Here is a 15,241-nt window from a genome sequence, read left to right as displayed (position 1 = left end):
CTATTTTAATTGCGAAAAAATTTTGTCCAAAAGAATTTTTATTTACTTTTACACCCTATGAAAATTGTCCCAATGAGGTTTTTGACGCTTCTGGCATTCATCATATTCCCAGTGGTAGCCTGCCTTGCAGCACCCAACGACCCGCCACCGCNAACCCCGCCGCCACCGCCGGGATTGCCAGTGGACGGTGGTATTGTAGCGCTGCTCATCGCATCATTAGGCTACGGAATCTACAAAGTATACAAATTCAACTACAATAAAAAAACCCAGCTCTAGAGCCGGGTTTTTTGTTTTACGCCTGATTTCGAAGGCCGTACAATCGGGACACGTATTTCCCGATGACGTCGAATTCCAGGTTGACTTTTGTCCCAACATTAAAAGTGTTGAAATTGGTGTGTGTGTACGTGTATGGGATGATCGCGACACTAAAGAAGTTTGCCCCGGAATCTACAACTGTCAAGCTCACGCCGTTTACGGTAATCGATCCTTTTTCGATGGTCACGTTTCCGGGATTTTTGTCGTATTCAAAAGTAAAATACCAACTGCCGTTGGCTTCCTCGATGCCGGTGCAAAGAGCGGTTTGGTCAACATGGCCCTGAACGATGTGCCCATCGAGTCGTGCGCCAAGTTGCATGCCGCGCTCCAAATTCACTACATCGCCGGCGCGCCAAGCGCCGATAGTGGTCTTCTCGATGGTTTCCCGAATTGCGGTAACAGTGTAATGACTGCCCTGGATGTCAACCACGGTAAGACAAATCCCATTGTGCGACACACTTTGATCCACTTTCAGTTCATGGGTAAACGAACACGCAACGGTAAGGTGCAAGTTGTCGTTTTCTTGTTGCACACGCGCGATGGTGCCCAGGGTTTCGATTATTCCGGTAAACATGGTTTTAATTTGCTACATTTGCGCCGTAAAAGTAGCTAATTCGGTACACATGGTCAAGAAAGCAGAGCACATCATTGTAGGGATTTCCATTGGCGATCTAAATGGGATCGGCGGCGAAATCATATTGAAGACTTTCGAGGATGCACGGATGCTTGAATTGTGTACACCAGTAATTTTTGCCAATACGAAAGTGTTGTCATTCGCCAAGAAAAGTTTTGAATCTACATCGAATCTGCATGGCATCGACCAAATCGACCAAATCATCCCCGGACGCATCAATGTCTTGAATGTTTGGCGCGACCAGATAGAATTGAAACCGGGCGAAAGCGACGAAAATGCCGGGAAGTACGCCATCAAATCTTTTGTTGCCGCCACACAGGCGTTGAAGAACAACGATATCGATGTGTTGGTTACGGCGCCCATCAACAAATACAATATTCAGTCTGACGAGTTCAAATTTCCGGGCCATACCGATTATCTCGCCCAGGAATTGGATGGCAACGCACTCATGCTGATGGTGCAGGACAATCTTCGTGTGGGCTTGTTAACCGACCATGTGCCGGTGAACGAAGTCGCGTCGCACCTGACCGAAGCGCTCGTTCGCCAGAAGATCGAAACCATCCGCCAGACGTTGATCCAGGATTTCAGCATCAACAAACCAAAAATCGCCGTGCTTGGGCTCAATCCGCATGCGGGCGACGGCGGCGTCATCGGCAGGGAAGATAAAGAAATCCTGCTGCCGGTCATCAAAAAAATGTTTGAAAGCGGCACGCTGGTTTTTGGACCATATCCGGCCGATGGGTTTTTCGGCAGCGGACAATATGAGAAATTCGATGCGGTCATTGCGGCGTATCACGATCAAGGATTGATTCCGTTCAAGACATTGGCTTTCGGGAAAGGCGTGAATTACACCGCCGGACTCAATAAGATCCGGACATCGCCCGATCACGGCACCGCCTATGATATCGCGGGGAAAGGCATCGCAGACCACAATTCATTCAAGGAAGCCGTTTACTTGGCTATAGATATTTTCCATTCTCGCGCCGAATACGCCGAAATCAGCCGGAAGCCTTTGAAAATCAAAGAAAAAACCGGCTACGAAAAATAATTCCCACATCGCTTTTGTGCGATGCATTTTATTTATATCTTTGCGCGCTCAAATTATGGAGATGAAGAAGCTAAATGAGTTTTTAATTCCGTTCATCGGGTTAAAATTAGGCAAGCACCAGTTTGAGTACCAGATTGACAAGACGTTCTTTGATCACTTTGAATACGACGAGTATGAAGCCGTTGACGTAAAAGTCAGCCTGGCGTTTGAAAAGAAATCCACGATGTTGGAATTGGCTTTCAAACATGCCGGTTCGGTCCGCGTTCCGTGTGACTTGACCGGAGAATCATTCGATCTTCGCATTAAGGGCAAGTTCAAACTCGTAGTACAGTTTGGTGAAGCGTTCAACAACGACAACGATGAATTGCTGATCTTGCCGCACGGCGAACACCAAATGGATGTATCGCAATACATCTATGAGATGATTGTGTTGTCGGTGCCGCAAAAGCGCATCCATCCGGGTGTGAAAGACGGCACGATGAAATCTGAAGCGCTGAAAAAGCTCGATGAAATATCGGTACAACAAGTGAATCTTGACGCCGAGCAAAAAAATGAAACAGACCCGCGTTGGGACAAACTAAAACAACTATTAACGGATAAATAATACATAAAAATGGCACATCCTAAGAGAAAAACCTCGAAAACGAGAAGGGACAAAAGAAGAACGCACTACAAGGCAGAAGCCGCCCAGATTGCAACTTGTCCGGTAACCGGCGAGGCTCACTTGTACCACAGGGCTTACTGGCATGAAGGTAAGATGTACTACCGCGGACAAGTAGTGATCGACAAACAAATTGCTGTTGCCTAATAGCGGCAAGCGCCTTTTTGATATAAACTCTCACGTTGTGGGAGTTTTTTTTATTGGGGCAAACTTTGCCTAAAATTACAGTAAGCAAAAGGTGCGATTATAGTTTTTTTTTGTAATTTCCACCCCTTATTGAATCAACGTATTCCATAAGAAAATAAGCTCGATTCTATGAATACAATAACAGCTGCTATCACGGCAGTAGGTGCCTATGTTCCCGATTTTGTACTCTCGAACAAAGTCCTGGAGACAATGGTTGACACCAACGATGAATGGATTACCACGCGCACCGGAATCAAAGAAAGGCGCATCCTCAAGGAAAAAGGCAAAGGCAGTTCCTATTTGGCCATCAAAGCCGCCGAAAACCTGATGCAGAAAAGTGGCCTTAATCCAGCGGAAATCGATATGGTCATCGTTGCTACGGCCACGCCGGATATGCCGGTAGCGTCAACAGCAGTTTTTGTCGCGACGCAAATCGGGGCAGTGAACGCCTTCGCATTTGATTTGCAGGCAGCGTGTTCGAGTTTCCTCTACGGCATGTCCACGGCAGCGGCTTACATCCAGTCTGGCCGATACAAAAAAGTCCTGCTGATCGGAGCCGATAAAATGTCTTCCATCATTGATTATACAGACCGCGCCACGTGCATCATCTTCGGAGATGGCGGAGGCGCGATTCTTTTTGAACCAAATACCGAAGGACTTGGGTTGCAGGACGAATTCCTGCGTTCGGATGGTATCGGTCGCGAATACTTGAAGATTGACGCGGGCGGATCGATTTTACCCGCCTCGAAAGAAACCGTCGAGAACGGGCAGCATTACGTGTTCCAAGATGGCAAAACCGTGTTTAAATACGCGGTCACCGGCATGGCCGATGTGAGCGAGAAAATCATGGAACGCAACGGCCTGACCAAGGATTCCGTGGATTGGCTGCTCGCACACCAGGCCAACAAGCGCATCATCGACGCCACGGCCGAGCGCATGGGCTTGGACGAATCAAAAGTATTGGTGAACATACACCGTTACGGCAACACGACATCGGCGACATTGCCGTTGCTCATGAGCGATTTTGAAGACAAATTCAAGAAAGGCGACAACCTGATTTTCGCGGCGTTCGGCGGCGGATTTACCTGGGGCGCGATTTACCTGAAATGGGCTTACGATAAAAAATAAAAAAGAAACAAACCAAAATTCGATATCATGGATATTAGAGAAATTCAAAACCTAATCAAGTTTGTGGCAAAATCGGGCGCTACCGAAGTGAAGCTGGAAATGGACGATTTCAAGATCACCATCAAAACCACAACAGGCGAGAGCGCACCGGAAATCACTTACGTGCAACAAGCACCGATGGCCATGCCGCAAGTTCAAGCAGCTCCGGCTGCCGCGCCAGCTGCTCCGGCCGCTGCGCCAGCTGCTGCTCCGGCCGCGGACGACAATTCGAAATACATCACCATCAAATCGCCAATCATCGGTACATTCTACCGCAAACCGTCTCCAGACAAGGCGCCGTTTGTTGAGGTTGGTGCATCAATCGGAAAAGGCGATGTACTTTGCGTGATCGAGGCGATGAAACTCTTCAACGAAATCGAGTCTGAATACTCGGGTAAAATCGTAAAAATCCTCGTTGACGATATGTCTCCGGTGGAATTTGATCAACCATTGTTCCTTGTTGACCCGTCATAATTTAGGGAAGTTTGAATCTATCACGCTGAATCTTCAGCCATTTTCAAATTTTCAAATTTTCAAATTCTCAAATTATGTTTAAGAAAATCCTCATAGCCAACCGCGGCGAAATTGCGCTCCGTGTCATCCGGACTTGCCGCGAAATGGGCATCAAGACGGTTGCGGTTTATTCTACTGCCGATGCGGAAAGCCTTCACGTGAAGTTTGCCGACGAAGCGGTTTGTATCGGTCCGCCGCCGAGCAACCTGTCTTACCTGAAAATGTCCAACATCATCGCTGCTGCCGAAATTACCAACGCAGATGCGATCCATCCGGGTTACGGCTTTTTGTCGGAAAATGCGAAGTTCTCTAAAATCTGCCAGGAGCATGGCATCAAATTCATTGGCGCTTCTCCCGAAATGATCGATAAAATGGGCGACAAGGCTACGGCCAAAGCCACGATGAAAGCTGCGGGCGTGCCATGCGTTCCAGGTTCTGACGGTATTCTGGAATCTTTTGAAGAAGCCAAGAAAATCGCGAAAGACATGGGCTATCCGGTCATGCTCAAGGCTACGGCCGGCGGCGGCGGAAAAGGCATGCGCGCGGTCTGGAAACCAGAAGATTTGCAAAAGGCTTGGGAAAGTGCGCGCCAAGAAGCCGGTGCTGCTTTCGGGAACGACGGCATGTACATGGAAAAACTTATCGAAGAACCGCGGCACATTGAAATCCAAGTCGTGGGCGATTCCTACGGGAAAGCCTGTCACTTGTCTGAGCGCGATTGCTCCGTGCAACGTCGTCACCAGAAATTGACCGAGGAAACGCCATCGCCATTCATGACCGACGAGCTTCGTGAAAAAATGGGCAAGGCTGCGGTTAAGGCGGCAGAGTTCATCAAGTACGAAGGCGCCGGAACCGTAGAATTTTTGGTGGACAAACACCGCAATTTCTATTTCATGGAAATGAACACGCGCATCCAGGTGGAACACCCGATTACCGAGCAGGTGATTGATTACGACTTGATCCGCGAACAGATTTTGGTGGCTGCAGGCGTGCCGATTTCGGGCAAGAACTACCTGCCGCAATTGCATTCCATCGAGTGTCGTATCAACGCTGAAGATCCGTACAATGATTTCCGTCCGTCACCGGGCAAGATTACGGTGTTGCATGCGCCGGGCGGCCACGGCGTCCGTTTGGATACGCACGTTTATGCTGGTTACACCATTCCACCGAATTATGATTCGATGATCGCCAAGCTCATCACGACGGCCCAAACCCGCGAGGAAGCCATCAACAAGATGAAGCGCGCGCTCGACGAATTTTACATCGAAGGGGTAAAGACAACCATTCCGTTCCACCGCCAGCTCATGGACGATCCGGCGTATGTGGAAGGAAACTATACCACGAAATTCATGGAAACGTTCGTCATGAACGACCCAAAAGAATAGAAAAAATCCCGCTTTAATGGCGGGATTTTTATTTTACTTCAACCGCTCAAGCTTTCCTTTCCGCTTCACGATGTTTTTGTAATCCCACTGGATGTCGCGGGCTTTTTCCAGCCATTGGCGCAACTCGGCGAGATTGATTTGGTCGGCTTCCGTGTACCGCGCTTCCGCCGCCTTGAACGAGCCTTCGGGTTTGAGATTGGGTTCGTCAAACGACTGGCCACTCCAAAACAACAGGCGCACGGAATCCTTAAGTTTGCTGTAACCGACCACAGGGTTTCCGTCTAAGAACCAGACCGGATGACGGTGCCAAATCTTATTTTCGGCTTCCGGAAGAACATGTGCAATCTCTTTGGCCAATGCTTCGCAAATCACGCGATCCCCGGGTATTTGAGTTGCATGGTAATCGATGATGTCTTGGTGGATGGTCATTCGTCGTCGTAAGATTGGTCAACGGATTCCAGATGGGCCTTTGTTTTCTCGATTTTTCTTTTGATCATGTAGGGAATGACCATGATGGCCAACAGGCTCAGTACGTTGAGCGGAACAACCACATAAAGGGTTTTCGGAACCCAGCGGTGTTCCCAGAAAATGGCGTACATCAAAGCCAGAATAACCACCCGGACAAACCACATCAACAGTTTTCGTTTCTGATAACCCGGCCTTAATACCGGATGACTTGATGCCGATGCAAGTTCGTCGTCAAATTGTTCGCGCAACGTAGGTTGGTTTTCCATTACAAAGTCTCCTTCAGCCATTTAAAGAATTCGCGCTGCCAAACCATGGCGTTCTGTGGTTTCAACACCCAATGATTTTCCTCTGGGAAATAGAGGAAACGGCTTTTGACACCACGCAATTGTGCCGCTTGGAATGCTTCCTGAGCCTGCCCGATCGGGACGCGAAAATCCTTGCCGCCCTGAATGATCAGAATGGGCATATCCCACTTATCGACCATATTCATAGGGTTGAATTCGTTGTAGGCCTTTTGGGCAACCGCATTATTTTTGTCCCAATACGGCCCGCCGTGGTCCCAGTTGTTGAAGAACACTTCTTCGGTGGTGCCGTACATACTTTGCATATTGAATACGCCGTCGTGCGAAATGAACGTCTTGAAACGCTTGTTGTGAATGCCAGCCAGATAGAATACCGAATAGCCGCCGAAACTTGCGCCCACGCAGCCCAATCGGGCGTTGTCCACGTACTTTTCTTTGGCGACGTCGTCAATGGCCGATAGGTAATCTTTCATCACTTGTCCGCCCCAATCCTTGCTGATGTCAGCATTCCATTTTACGCCGTGGCCTGGCATGCCGCGACGATTGGGCGCCACGACAATATACCCGTTGGCGGCCATCAACTGGAAGTTCCAACGGAAAGAATAATATTGCGTCAGCGGCGATTGTGGTCCGCCTTGGCAGTATAGCAACGTCGGGTACTTTTTGTTCGGGTCGAAATTCGGCGGATAAACCATCCAAACCAACATTTTTTTGCCGTCGGTCGTCGTCACATAACGCTTTTCGGTTTTGCCCATAGCGATGTTGTCGTAAATCGCTTTATTGGTATTGGTGAGTTGTTTCCAGTTTTTTTCTTGAAGTCGAAGGTGTACAATTCGGCGGCGTGGTTCATGTCATTGCGCGCCACGACGATATGCGTATCGGTCACGGCCACCAAGTCTGACACGTCGAAATTGCCATTGGTTAACTGCCGAACGGTTATGGCAATGCGTGTCAATCCGGGGAAATTCACTTCGAACAGTTGTTTGGTGCCGTCTACGGCTGCGATGAAATAGACTTTCTTGCCGTCTTTGCTCCACATAAAGCTATCAACGGTGCCGTCCCACGCAGAGGTCAGATTCATCTTCATGTTCTGGAACGCCACAATAATGTCGTTTTTGTCTGACTCGTAGCCGTCGTTTTCCATCTGTAGCCAAGTCAAATGGCCTTGTGGTGAAAATGCCGGATGCGTATCGTAGCCCAAATTGCCTTCGGTACGATTAATTGTTTTCCCGCTAGCGATATCGTATTCATAGATGTCGGTATTGGTGCTGATGGCGTATTCGGTGCCGGACTTTTTCTTGCAGACATAAAGAATGCTTTTCCCGTCGGGCGACCACAAGTAATCCTCTTCATCGCCGAATGGCTTGGTAGGCGAATCGAATAATTCATCTTTCATGATGTCGGTGCCACGCGACTTGTCTTTGTTTTCGCGGAAGAAGACGTGGTTGTATTTGCCTTCGTTCCACGTATCCCAATGCCGATAATCAAGGCTGTTGTACACTTGTACGTCAGATTTTTTGAGTTCCGGGTAGAAGTCTTTTCCGTGGACACTAGCCAGTTTTACCTCTTCGTGATAGACGATATGTTTGCCGTCGGGCGATACGTTTCGGTCTGTCATCAACGATTTGTAATCGGCTACTTCAACCGGATTGCCGCCGGTCAAGGCTACCGTGTAATATTTCGTGTTTGATTTGTTTTCCTCTACCGACGGTGTCACTACTTTGTAGACAACATTTTTTCCGTCTTTTGACAACCCGAGCCCAGTCACGCGACCGAGTTTCCAAAGGGTTTCAGGTGTCATGACATCTTGTGCGCTGATTGTGTTTGCAGCCATTATCGCAATCGTTAGGAATAATAATTTTTTCATCGGGTTTTAATTTATCCGGCGTAAAAATAGCAATAAAAAAAGGAAATGAAGTGCCATAAAAAAGCCGCCTCGAGGGCGGCTTTAATGGAAATACGTTAGCTTATTGTTTGATGAAGCGCTTCACGGCCGTTTTGCCTTCGGAAGTTACTTCAAGCAAGTAAGTGCCCGCGGTGATGTTCGATACAGGAACCGTACCGTCGGCAGTTTCGCCGCTGGCCAATACTTGTCCAACCATGTTCATGATCCTGAACGATGATTTCTCGGCGATTGAGATGTTCAACACATCGCCTTTTACCGGGTTCGGGTAAACCGTCAGGGCCAAGGCTTCCTCGGTTGTTGGCCTTGCCGTTGAACCAATCACAACAGTGTAGTCTTCAACTTGGCCGTAAGTGAACGATCCGCAAGAGGTTGGAACAGCGTTGTAACGCATCGAGACGCGCATCCTGGTCGTGCCCAATGCCGCGGTAGCCGGAATCGTAGCCGTACCACTTACCGGTGTAGCCGTAGTCGCCGTGCGTGACCAAACGGTTTCACCGCTGTCGGTAAAGTCTCCATCTTGGTTGTAATCGATGAAAACGGCGTAACCCTCAGCGTAAACGGTGCCGGTCCAGGTTGGCGTAACGGTAATAGTATACGCTGAACCGCGGTTTACGTTGGTGGAAACAGCCGTAAAGTTTTCGTAACCCGCCGTTCCTGTTGAAGGATTGTTGATGGTGCCGAATTGCACACGACCAATTCTTTCGTCGTTGGTGTTCGTGGCTTGTGATGTACAATACGTAACGGTATTGGTCAAGGTGGTCACGTTCACCGTGTTGCTTTGCGCCGATGCGTTTCCGGCTGCGTCCTTAGCAATCACATAGAAGCTGTAAGCCGTTGCAGCCGTTAATCCGGTAACATTGTAGGTTGTTGACGCGGTGCTTGCTTTGAACACACCGTTTTGGTATACGTCGTAACCGGTGACGCCAACGTTGTCAGTAGCAGCAGTCCAAGAAAGGTTTGTCGTGGTGGTGGTTGTTCCCGACGCTGCTAAGTTTGTCGGAGCCGATGGCGCTGTGGTATCAGGAACCGGAGCCAACGTTGTCACATTTACGGTGTTGCTTTGAGCCGATGCGTTTCCGGCGGCGTCACGCGCAATTACATAGAACGTGTAGGCCGTTGATGCGGTCAATCCTGTAACATTATAGGTTGTTGATGCTGTGTTGGCTTTGAACACACCATTTTGGTATACATCATAACCGGTCACGCCGACGTTGTCAGTAGCAGCAGTCCAAGACAGGCTGGTCGTGGTTTGCGTTGTGCCAGAAGCCGCGAGGTTTGTGGCTGCCGATGGCGCAACGGTATCGGTAGAACCAGCCGTGATAGTGAAGTTAGCGTTAGACACGTCGAAGAAGATGTGGTTGGTGCCTTTTACCATGATGCGGTTTTGCGTTCCGGCTACGTTCGGTATTGAAACGGCTTGCGTGCCGTCATTCGGTGTAGAAGCCAAAAGCATATTCCAAGTGTTGCCGGCGTCGTGTGAAATCATGATGTCCACATTGGCGCAGTTCACGCCGTTTGCTGTGGTGCCTGCCACAGCCCAAGTGACGGTTTGCGTTGATCCGCCTACGTATGAAACAGCAGTGTTCGGCGCGGTAACCGAGAATGGGCCGGCCGTTGCGTTCACGGTAACGACCATATCGTCGCTGTTGTTGGCCGAGCCGCCGGCGCGGTTGTCACGAACGGTGAAACGGAAGTTCATGGTACGTGCTACAGACGGTAAAGCCTCAACGACGAGTTCAGACCCTGAAGTCGTCGTTGCCCCAGTCAATACTGAAGCCATACGCGGGAAATAGCGTGTTGGTGAAGTTGTGGGCGTATAAGAACGGAACATCACACCGGTCGTTTTTGTGGCGCTTGGGTTGGTAGTCGCCGTTTGCGAATCCATTTGCTCCCAGCAATAGGTAAGCGCGTCGCCGTTGGCATCGGTAGCCGTACCGGTCAGCATGAACGGCGTGCTCTTCGGAATGGTAAAGTCAGCACCCGCGCCTGCGGTCGGAATGGCGTTTCCTGTCGATGTATTGGTCGAACAGGTTTTAGCCTTGATGTTATTGGTGACTTGCTGGATGCTCACGGCATGGAAATAGGCGTCAGAATGTGGCTGGACGTCTTTGGCGGTGATGCCTGCGTAACCCATAATAGTTGAACCTGACCCTGGCTCCATTTGCACGCCGGTGCCTTCATTGCTATGGGTAAAGGTATGGTTTGCGCCCATTTGGTGCCCGAGTTCGTGCGCGACGTAGTCAATGTCGAAATTGTCGCCCATAGGGATGCCGTCGGCAGGTGAAGTATATCCTTTTCCTTTTTGGTTGTTCGTACAAATACAGCCGATACAGCCCGCGTTTCCGCCGCCGCCGGTGGCACCAAATAAGTGGCCGATGTCATAATTTGCTTCGCCGATTACAGACGTAAGTGTGGTTTGCAGTTCATTGTTCCAAGCGCCGCTTGCACCGGTTGATGCCGCCGAATACGGATCGGTTGAAGCGCTGGTGTAGATCACGGCGTCCGTATTGGCAATCAATACCAATCGGGCCGAAAAGTCTTTTTCAAAAACACCGTTGCAACGGGTCATCGTATTGTTGATGGCCGCCAAAGCCAGGGCCTTCGTGCCGCCGAAATAAGCAGTGTATTCTCCGGTCACGGACATCGCCAAACGGAACGTACGCAACAGACCGTCATCCGCGTTTGGACGTGCGGCTGAAGCGTCTGCGCTGATGGCTGCGTTGGCCTGGTCAACCACCTGGCATTCGAATTTATTGAACGAAGCCGTGCGGTCTTCCTTACGGTAAACGGCATAAGTGCTGGCGTCGGTTGTATACGGTTCGATGAAAACCGCAGAACGGTCCGCATAAAGTGTCATGGTTTGCAATCCGAGCGGCGAAACGCTGAAATAAATCGTGGCCGACGGATCTTCTACGCCTTGCCCGATATACGATTGGATTTCAGGATAACGGGCCGCCAACTCAGGATCCATGTTGGAGTTGGTCTGTACGCGGAAGTGTGCGATTTTGCCGTCGGCGTCCGGAAACGCTACAACGACATTCGATTTCCCTGAAAAGCGTGCCGGTGAAGCAGCGAGGTCTTGTTTCAGGGCGTTCAGATCAAGTTCAAAAAGACGCGGCTGGGTTAGCGCCACTTTGTTGGCTACCACAACTGCGTCCCTTTTTTTGGCCGCAGGTTTCCAGGCGTCTTGCGCAAATGAAAAGCCGGTAACGGCCAACATTGCGAGCGACAGTAGAGATTTTTTCATAAATTAAAACTGGATTAAGTTCTATAGTTGCGCCAAATATATAAATTTCGATATGCAAACATCGAAACGAATAAAGATTTTAATTAACAAATCGACAAACTGCACGTCGAGATAATACACATACATTAAAAAATGTGTTATTTTTCTGAACATTATATAATAAACTTGCACCATTTAGTCATGGACACGTTACCGAAAAAAGTTAATTTTATCGCATGGAGTTAAGCTATTGGGAAATCAAGAATTGGTTCACGGCTGTTGACTATACGGTAGTAGGAAGCGGCATCGTAGGATTGCACACGGCGTTGCGGTTGCGGGAACGATTTCCTGCCGCGAAAATCCTAGTGTTGGAAAAAGGGATGTTGCCGCAGGGCGCGAGCACGAAGAACGCGGGTTTTGCCTGCTTCGGGAGTTTGTCCGAAATCATCGACGATTTGAACGCGCACACTGAGGAAGAAGTCTTGCAACTCATCGAAAAACGCTGGAAAGGGCTACAACTCTTGCGCAAACGTCTAGGCGACCAAACCATTGATTTCAAACCCTACGGCGGTTACGAGTTGTTTCTCACCGACGACACTACGCTGGATTATTGCCTGTCACGGATGACTTTCGTCAACGATTTGCTTCGCCCACTATTTAAAGCCGACGTGTTCTCGACTGAACATAACCGATTTGGCTTCGGCCACATCAACGAGCCGATGATTTTCAACCCATTCGAGGCGCAGATCGACACGGGAAACATGATGCAAGCCTTACTCAAACAAGCGGTTTGCGAAAATATTCTGATTTTGAACCAACAAACCGTCACGGCGTTCCACGATCGGGCCGATGGCGTGCAAGTGGCCTTGGGCGATTTCAGTTTCCATACCCAAAAACTCCTTTTCACGACCAATGGCTTTGCGACGCAGTTGCTTCCGGCAGAGGTAAAGCCGGCACGGGCACAGGTCTTCATCACCGAACCGATTCCGGATTTGCACATCAAAGGCACATTCCATATTGACAAAGGCTACTATTATTTCAGGAATGTGGAAGATCGGATTTTGTTCGGCGGCGGGCGAAACTTGGATTTTGAAGGCGAAACGACCACCGAGTTCGGCCAAACCGAAATCATCCAGAACAGGTTGGAAGAAATGCTAAAAACCGTAATTTTACCCGACCGTGAAGTGAAGATCGCACACCGCTGGAGCGGCATCATGGGTATGGGTGCGCAAAAAAGCCCGATTGTGCGGCAACACTCAGAAAATGTGTATTGTGGCGTTCGTTTGGGCGGCATGGGTGTGGCCATCGGCAGTCTTGTTGGGACAGAATTGGCCGATTTAATCGATTGATATGCTAAGGAAAATATTTGGGATTATAAAAAGATTGTGCGCTTGGTTTCTGGTGCTTTCGGTCTTACTGGTCATCATTTACAGATTCGTCCCGGTGCCGTTCACGCCATTGATGGCCGCGCGCGCCATCGAAAACATCGGGAACGACAAAGAATTGGAGTTCAGTCATGATTGGGTATGCATCGACGAGATTTCGCCCAATTTGCAAAAGGCCGTTATCGCCAGTGAAGATGCGAATTTCCTGAACCACTACGGATTCGACTTTTCGGCCATGAAAAAGGCCTATCAGAACAACGCCAGAGGCAAGCGAATCAAAGGTGGCAGCACGATTTCGCAGCAAACAGCAAAGAACGTGTTCCTGTGGCAAGGCAGGAGTTACATCCGCAAAGCCTTTGAAGCTTACTTTACGGTGTTGATCGAATTGTTCTGGCCGAAAGAGCGCATCATGGAGGTCTATCTCAACAGCATCGAAATGGGCAACAACGTCTATGGCGCACAGGCCGCCGCGCACCATTGGTACCAAAATACAGCCGCCGATTTGACCAAGCTACAAGCCGCCGGTATTGCAGCGATTTTGCCGAACCCGCGGAAATTCAAGGCAAAAAACTCTTCGGGATTTATCGAGCGCCGCAAAGGCCGCATCATGAAACGGATGAACTACGTCAAACTCGACTATCTGGAACAATAGTCATCTAGCCCCAACAACTAGCAACTAACAACTAGCAACTATAAACTATAACCAATGAGAGCACACGAAATAGACTACGAAATCTACGGCGAAGAAATGCAGTACGTAGAGATAGAATTGGATCCGCAGGAAATCGTCATCGCCGAGGCCGGCAGCTTCATGATGATGGACAACGGCATCCGGATGGAAACCATTTTCGGCGACGGATCGCAGCAGCAAACCGGCGTCTGGAACAAGCTCCTGTCGGCAGGCAAGCGCGTCCTTACCGGCGAAAGCCTGTTCATGACGGCCTATATCAACGAAAACACCAAGAAGGCCAAGGCGTGTTTTGCATCGCCGTATCCAGGGAAAATCATCGCCATTGACCTGGCCCAATTCGGCGAAAAATTCATCTGCCAGAAAGATGCGTTCCTGTGCGCGGCCAAAGGCGTTGCCGTAGGCATTGAATTTTCCAGGAAACTCGGTCGCGGCTTGTTCGGTGGCGAAGGATTCATCATGCAGAAACTTGAAGGCGACGGCATGGCATTCGTCCATTCGGGCGGGACGTTGGCCAAACGCGAACTCGCTTCGGGCGAAGTGTTGAAAGTTGATACGGGTTGTATCGTCGGGTTTACTAAGGATGTAGACTATGACATCGAGTTCATCGGCGGCATTAAAAACTCACTTTTTGGCGGAGAAGGACTTTTTTACGCAACTTTGCGAGGTCCGGGAACGGTGTACATCCAGTCGTTGCCATTTACCCGATTGGCCGACCGCATCATCGCATCTGCACCAAAGGCAGGCGGCAGCAGGCGGGAAGAAGGCAGCCTGCTCGGCGGATTGGGGAATTTATTGGATGGCGATAACCGTTTTTAATTGACAATTGAGAGTGGATAATTGACAATGGGTATTTTGTCATAACTTCAACATTATTTTCTGATCCATGAAAAATATAATCTTTGTTATTGTGTTTTTGCTGACTGCGAGTGCTTTCGGCCAAAAATTAAACGATTCTTTGATTGTCGGGACTTGGCGAAGTGAGAAAGTGCTCAAGAAACCGTCGAATCCAAACTATCGCGACATCATCGACAGCTTCAAGATGTCGGTCTTCAAGTTCAAGGCCGACCATACTTTTGAGATCAGCAGCGAACAGAATTCGCAGGAATTCGCCAACCTGCGCAAAATGACCAAGGGTAAAAGCTGGAAATTCGATGCCAACACCAACACCATCAAGATCGGCGACGCGAAAGACAATTTCTCGACCATGAAAATCAAGGTGAAAACCGTCGAAGGGAAAACCGTTTTCGTGCTGGAAGAAACCTACCACAGCATGGAATTGGAAGTGGCGAAGTTTGAAGCCAAAAACAATTGACCCGCAGATATGCTCAATTAAAAAAGCGCCTCCGTTTGGAAG

Annotated in this window: 15 protein-coding genes and 1 pseudogene; 11 read left to right on the top strand and 5 right to left on the bottom strand. The window is 49.3% G+C overall.

Annotated elements, in window-relative coordinates; genetic code table 11:
- Positions 1–180 precede the first annotated feature (180 nt).
- On the top strand, positions 181–276 hold the full coding sequence (locus ACM9J1_RS12115) for a PID-CTERM protein-sorting domain-containing protein (RefSeq protein ID WP_415582444.1): 96 nt from the start codon (positions 181–183) through the stop codon (positions 274–276).
- Between the two features lie 16 nt (positions 277–292).
- Here the strand turns inward: ACM9J1_RS12115 and ACM9J1_RS12110 are convergent, their stop codons facing one another.
- On the bottom strand, positions 293–889 hold the full coding sequence (locus ACM9J1_RS12110; RefSeq protein WP_415582316.1) for a riboflavin synthase: 597 nt from the start codon (positions 887–889) through the stop codon (positions 293–295).
- 49 nt (positions 890–938) lie between these two features.
- Between ACM9J1_RS12110 and pdxA the strand changes: the two genes are divergently transcribed.
- The 6 genes from pdxA (at position 939) to accC (ending at position 5,909) form a co-directional block, all read left to right on the top strand.
- Positions 939–1,997, top strand: a complete 1,059-nt coding sequence (gene pdxA, locus ACM9J1_RS12105; protein ID WP_415582315.1) for a 4-hydroxythreonine-4-phosphate dehydrogenase PdxA — start codon at positions 939–941, stop codon at positions 1,995–1,997.
- Positions 1,998–2,058: 61 nt separating this feature from the next.
- Positions 2,059–2,601, top strand: a complete 543-nt coding sequence (locus ACM9J1_RS12100) for a YceD family protein (protein WP_415582314.1) — start codon at positions 2,059–2,061, stop codon at positions 2,599–2,601.
- Positions 2,602–2,610: 9 nt separating this feature from the next.
- A complete protein-coding gene (gene rpmF, locus ACM9J1_RS12095) occupies positions 2,611–2,805 on the top strand; it encodes a 50S ribosomal protein L32 (protein ID WP_415582313.1) in 195 nt (64 codons plus the stop codon).
- A 168-nt stretch (positions 2,806–2,973) separates the two neighbouring features.
- A complete protein-coding gene (locus ACM9J1_RS12090) occupies positions 2,974–3,972 on the top strand; it encodes a beta-ketoacyl-ACP synthase III (protein ID WP_415582312.1) in 999 nt (332 codons plus the stop codon).
- 27 nt (positions 3,973–3,999) lie between these two features.
- On the top strand, positions 4,000–4,485 hold the full coding sequence (gene accB / locus ACM9J1_RS12085) for an acetyl-CoA carboxylase biotin carboxyl carrier protein (protein WP_415582311.1): 486 nt from the start codon (positions 4,000–4,002) through the stop codon (positions 4,483–4,485).
- A gap of 74 nt (positions 4,486–4,559) precedes the next feature.
- On the top strand, positions 4,560–5,909 hold the full coding sequence (accC, locus tag ACM9J1_RS12080; RefSeq protein ID WP_415582310.1) for an acetyl-CoA carboxylase biotin carboxylase subunit: 1,350 nt from the start codon (positions 4,560–4,562) through the stop codon (positions 5,907–5,909).
- A 33-nt stretch (positions 5,910–5,942) separates the two neighbouring features.
- Here accC and ACM9J1_RS12075 read toward each other — a convergent pair whose 3' ends face one another.
- The 4 genes and pseudogenes from ACM9J1_RS12075 to ACM9J1_RS12060 form a co-directional block, all read right to left on the bottom strand.
- Positions 5,943–6,338: a DUF1801 domain-containing protein gene (locus ACM9J1_RS12075; protein ID WP_415582309.1), complete on the bottom strand. Its 396-nt coding sequence runs from the start codon at positions 6,336–6,338 to the stop codon at positions 5,943–5,945.
- A complete protein-coding gene (locus ACM9J1_RS12070; RefSeq protein WP_415582308.1) occupies positions 6,335–6,664 on the bottom strand; it encodes a hypothetical protein in 330 nt (109 codons plus the stop codon). Before ACM9J1_RS12070 ends, ACM9J1_RS12075 begins: the two co-directional genes overlap by 4 nt.
- Positions 6,643–8,546, bottom strand: a pseudogene (locus ACM9J1_RS12065) (alpha/beta hydrolase family protein). The gene ACM9J1_RS12070 and the pseudogene ACM9J1_RS12065 overlap by 22 nt, the downstream one beginning before the upstream one ends.
- Before the next feature lie 100 nt (positions 8,547–8,646).
- Positions 8,647–11,832, bottom strand: a complete 3,186-nt coding sequence (locus ACM9J1_RS12060; protein WP_415582307.1) for a reprolysin-like metallopeptidase — start codon at positions 11,830–11,832, stop codon at positions 8,647–8,649.
- Between the two features lie 215 nt (positions 11,833–12,047).
- Here ACM9J1_RS12060 and ACM9J1_RS12055 point away from each other — a divergent pair, with 215 nt between their 5' ends.
- From ACM9J1_RS12055 to ACM9J1_RS12040, 4 genes are all read left to right on the top strand, one after another.
- Entirely contained in the window at positions 12,048–13,160 is a 1,113-nt protein-coding gene (locus ACM9J1_RS12055) for an NAD(P)/FAD-dependent oxidoreductase (RefSeq protein WP_415582306.1), read from the top strand.
- 1 nt (position 13,161) lies between these two features.
- Positions 13,162–13,848: a monofunctional biosynthetic peptidoglycan transglycosylase gene (mtgA, locus tag ACM9J1_RS12050; protein ID WP_415582305.1), complete on the top strand. Its 687-nt coding sequence runs from the start codon at positions 13,162–13,164 to the stop codon at positions 13,846–13,848.
- 54 nt (positions 13,849–13,902) lie between these two features.
- On the top strand, positions 13,903–14,703 hold the full coding sequence (locus tag ACM9J1_RS12045) for a TIGR00266 family protein (protein ID WP_415582304.1): 801 nt from the start codon (positions 13,903–13,905) through the stop codon (positions 14,701–14,703).
- 67 nt (positions 14,704–14,770) lie between these two features.
- The gene (locus ACM9J1_RS12040) at positions 14,771–15,199 is read left to right on the top strand and encodes a lipocalin family protein (protein WP_415582303.1); all 429 of its coding nucleotides are present in this window, start codon (positions 14,771–14,773) and stop codon (positions 15,197–15,199) included.
- Positions 15,200–15,241 lie beyond the last annotated feature (42 nt).

Origin of the sequence: Flavobacterium longum (assembly GCF_965137575.1) — a bacterium.
In the GTDB taxonomy this organism is placed as follows: domain Bacteria; phylum Bacteroidota; class Bacteroidia; order Flavobacteriales; family Flavobacteriaceae; genus Flavobacterium; species Flavobacterium longum.
The sequence above is the reverse complement of the archived record's forward strand: the minus strand, read 5'-3'. Positions and strand labels throughout refer to the sequence as shown.

Coding starts and splice junctions, on each gene's coding strand:
- ACM9J1_RS12110 (WP_415582316.1), bottom strand. CDS start 889: ATGTTTACCGGAATAATCGAAACCCTGGGCACCATCGCGCGTGTGCAA.
- pdxA (WP_415582315.1), top strand. CDS start 939: ATGGTCAAGAAAGCAGAGCACATCATTGTAGGGATTTCCATTGGCGAT.
- ACM9J1_RS12100 (WP_415582314.1), top strand. CDS start 2,059: ATGAAGAAGCTAAATGAGTTTTTAATTCCGTTCATCGGGTTAAAATTA.
- rpmF (WP_415582313.1), top strand. CDS start 2,611: ATGGCACATCCTAAGAGAAAAACCTCGAAAACGAGAAGGGACAAAAGA.
- ACM9J1_RS12090 (WP_415582312.1), top strand. CDS start 2,974: ATGAATACAATAACAGCTGCTATCACGGCAGTAGGTGCCTATGTTCCC.
- accB (WP_415582311.1), top strand. CDS start 4,000: ATGGATATTAGAGAAATTCAAAACCTAATCAAGTTTGTGGCAAAATCG.
- accC (WP_415582310.1), top strand. CDS start 4,560: ATGTTTAAGAAAATCCTCATAGCCAACCGCGGCGAAATTGCGCTCCGT.
- ACM9J1_RS12075 (WP_415582309.1), bottom strand. CDS start 6,338: ATGACCATCCACCAAGACATCATCGATTACCATGCAACTCAAATACCC.
- ACM9J1_RS12070 (WP_415582308.1), bottom strand. CDS start 6,664: ATGGCTGAAGGAGACTTTGTAATGGAAAACCAACCTACGTTGCGCGAA.
- ACM9J1_RS12060 (WP_415582307.1), bottom strand. CDS start 11,832: ATGAAAAAATCTCTACTGTCGCTCGCAATGTTGGCCGTTACCGGCTTT.
- ACM9J1_RS12055 (WP_415582306.1), top strand. CDS start 12,048: ATGGAGTTAAGCTATTGGGAAATCAAGAATTGGTTCACGGCTGTTGAC.
- mtgA (WP_415582305.1), top strand. CDS start 13,162: ATGCTAAGGAAAATATTTGGGATTATAAAAAGATTGTGCGCTTGGTTT.
- ACM9J1_RS12045 (WP_415582304.1), top strand. CDS start 13,903: ATGAGAGCACACGAAATAGACTACGAAATCTACGGCGAAGAAATGCAG.
- ACM9J1_RS12040 (WP_415582303.1), top strand. CDS start 14,771: ATGAAAAATATAATCTTTGTTATTGTGTTTTTGCTGACTGCGAGTGCT.